1 protein-coding gene is annotated in these 1,571 nt (G+C 78.9%); it reads right to left on the bottom strand.

Translation table 11 applies throughout. From position 1 onward, the window contains the following. Nucleotides 1-1,571: acyltransferase domain-containing protein (locus AKI01S_RS48570; RefSeq protein WP_157420778.1), on the bottom strand; the 1,571-nt coding region annotated here is incomplete at both ends.

Consider the following 1,571-nt stretch of genomic DNA (forward strand, 5'->3'; position numbering starts at 1 on the left):
CTCGGCGCGCGGCGCGGTCCGGGCGGGCGCGGGCGTCGCGCGGCGGTCGAGCGCGAACGCGCGGACCCACGGCCCCACGCCCGGCGGGACGATGCGCGCGGCGGCCGTCTCGGCGTCCTCGGTGCCGGTGGCGCCCGTCTCGACCAGCTCCCGCAGGGCCTCGGCGACCTGGCCGACCGTGGCGGTCGCGTACCCGGTCGGCGCGGCGGGCTCGGCCAGGCCGAGCGTGCGCATCGCCTCGCCGACCAGCTCCGACACGACGATGGAGCTGAGGTGCAGGTCGTCGAGGAACTTGCTGTCGGGCTGGACGGCCTCCAGCGGGAACTCGGCGCGGCGGGCGACGAGCGTGCGCAGGAGCAGCAGCGGGTCGTCGATGTCCGCGACGTCCACCGCCCCGGCGGCGGGCGCGGCGCCCGCGGCGACGGCGGCCCTCGCGGACGCGTCGGCCAGCAGCGCCGCGTCCACCTCCGGGACGATCTCGCAGAAGTTGGAGATGAAGCCCGGCTCGGTGTCGGGGTCGAACGGCCGGACCAGCCGGTCGGCGAACAGCTCGGCGACCTCGACGCCCGCGCCCACGGCGAACGCGGCGCCGAGCGCGCCCAGCAGGCCGGTGAGGGTGTCCTCGTCGGTGCGGGTGGCGACGGCCGGAACGCCGGTGATCTCGCGGGCGAGGTGGGTGAGGACCTGGCCGGGGCCGACCTCGATCAGCAGGTCCGCGTCCCGCGCCGCCGCGGCGAGCGCGTCGGCGAACAGGACCGGGGCGGTGATCTGCGCGCGCAGCAGCTCCCGCAGCTCCTGCGCGGTTCCGGCCGCGACCGGCTCGCCCGTCACCGTGGAGACCACCCGGCGGCGGACCGGCGCCAGCGCCTCGTCCGCCAGGTGCCCGGCGAACGCCTCGGCGGCCGGGGCGACCAGCGGCGAGTGGAAGGCGTGCGACACCGGCAGCCGCACCGCCTGGAGCCCCGCCCGGGTGGCGCGGCCGATGACCCGCAGCAGACCGGCGGACGGGCCGGACACCACGGTCTGCCGCGGCCCGTTGCGGCCCGCGATGACGACGCCGTCGTCCTGCTCGGCGAGCAGTTCCGCGACCGTCGCGGCGTCGGCGGAGATCCCCGCCATCGCGCCGTCGTCCTCGGCCAGCGCGCTCATCGTCGCGCCGCGCGCCGCGGCGATCCGCAGCAGCGCGGCCTCGTCGAAGGCGTCCGCCCAGTGCAGCGCGGTGATCTCGCCGAGGCTGTGGCCGACGGCGGCCCGCGCCTCCACGCCCATCCCGGTGAGCACCCGCAGCCCGGCGACGGACGCGGTCGCGATGCGCGGCTGCGCCACCGCCGTCTCGACCTGGTCGCCGCCGGTGGGCAGCGCGGCCGTCTCGTACAGCTCGTCCACGGTCTCGAAGCGGCGGCGCAGCGCCCCGCCGTCCGAGCGGGTGCCCGAGCCCTGGCCCGGGAACAGGTAGACGATCCGCGGCGGCTCGCCCGGCCCGCCGACGAACACGCCGGACGCCGGGTCGAGGTGCCGCCGCGGCGCGGCCGCGTCCCCGGCGTCCCCGGCGGGCTCGCCGGCCGCCAGCT

The sequence above is a fragment of the Actinomadura kijaniata NBRC 14229 genome, from assembly GCF_001552175.1.
Taxonomy (GTDB): Bacteria; Actinomycetota; Actinomycetes; order Streptosporangiales; family Streptosporangiaceae; genus Spirillospora; species Spirillospora kijaniata.